The following is a 1,470-nucleotide window of genomic DNA, read 5'->3' on the forward strand; positions in this document are numbered from 1 at the left end:
TCGTCTCCGAGCTTGTCCAGTTGGGCGAGGATTGCCGCCTTGAGCTGGTCCTCCACCTCGGCCTTGCGGGGGCTGCGGATATCCACCTCGGGCTCGATGATGGGCACCAGCCCGGTAACGAGGATCTGACGGGCGAGCCCGAACTGCTGCTCCACGACGGAGCCCACCCCGTCCCCGGGCAGCTTGATGACCGAGCGCATCTTCGTCCCGAACATGTGCTTTTCGACGGCTCGAGACAGTAAGTCATCCAGGTGCGGGATGGGTTTCATGAGCTGGGCGCCTTGCTGTTCCGGGGCCAAGCCCTGGTCGATTTTGAGGAAGGGCACGATGCCTTTGCTGTTCCACAGGTAGTCGCCCGTGGGGGAACCCTCCACCTGGCGGTTCATTGTGTTCTCGAACAGGATGGCCCCCATGACGCGCTCACCGTCGAAGCTGGGGCTGGTGATGATACGTGTGCGCACCTGGTGTACCAGGTCGAACATCTCCTCTGGGCCGGAGTAGGCATCCTTGTCGATCCCGTAGAGGTGCAAGGCCGCCGGGGTGCTGCCCCCGCTCTGGTCCAGCGCCGCGACGAATCCGGCACCGTTCCTGACCCTCTGATACTTCTCCGAGTCCATGGGAGCCTTCCGCGGCGAGGGAGCACGGTGGTCCGGGTTCCCTGCGCACGTCATGGACGACTGGCCGCCCTCAAGGGGGAACGGTCATCAGCAGGCTCAACCCAGGGTGACGAGCAGGTCCGCGCAGGCCTGTTCACACCGGCGGCAGGCCTCGGCACACACCTTGCAGTGCTCGTGCATCTGGGCGTGGCTCTCGCATTCGTCCCCGCACGTCTTGCAGGCGGCCCGGCAGGCCTCGAGCAGGGCGCGGGTGGTCTCGACGTTGGTGCCGGTCTGCCGGGACAGCATCCGGCCTGTGGCGGCGCACACATCGGCGCAGTCCAGGTTCAACCGGATGCACTGCCTCAGGTCGGCGACCATGTCCTCGGCCAGGCAGGCGTCCGCGCAGGCGGTGCACGTCTGGGCGCACTCGAAGCAGGCCTGGATGCATTCGGCCAGTTTCTGCCGATCGATGTTCCCCACCTCCTTCGGGTAGGTCTCCAGCATGGCGCTCACGTGATGGGTCATGATGTGCTCCTTCGTCGATCTGATCCGACGCACCGGCCTTCGCCGGCCCGCCCTTTCATCGACTGTAGACCGCCCCGCCGACGCGGGTGAAGGGCTCAACCTTGAAGGTTCCGTGAAGATCGCCGGCCACGGAGGCCCGCGGACTCCTTTACGGGCAGGGATGACGCAGGTGTGACCAGCCGCCCCTCAGCCCGGCCGACGGCCCTGAGGACCACGCCGACGGGGAGGACCAGCAGGGCTCGCCTCAACGTGGATCCTGTCGGACCGGACGGTCGGTGTCGGGAAGAGCGCTTATGCGATCCGACCAGGGGCGTCGAGGCCGCCGGTGCAGGGTTGCCGGGTGCAT

At 66.5% G+C, this 1,470-nt stretch carries 2 protein-coding genes; both read right to left on the minus strand.

The genetic code is table 11. The features are described 5' to 3' along the window. The coding region (locus tag ACZ1IK_RS11155; RefSeq protein WP_123244506.1) for a class I fructose-bisphosphate aldolase at window positions 1-617 on the minus strand (617 nt) is incomplete at its 3' end. Window positions 618-713: 96 nt separating this feature from the next. Next, complete coding sequence (locus ACZ1IK_RS11160) at window positions 714-1,124, minus strand: four-helix bundle copper-binding protein (protein ID WP_044659891.1); 411 nt, start codon at window positions 1,122-1,124, stop codon at window positions 714-716. Between the last annotated feature and the right edge of the window lie 346 nt (window positions 1,125-1,470).

It is taken from the genome of Micrococcus sp. CS26 (assembly GCF_055522295.1).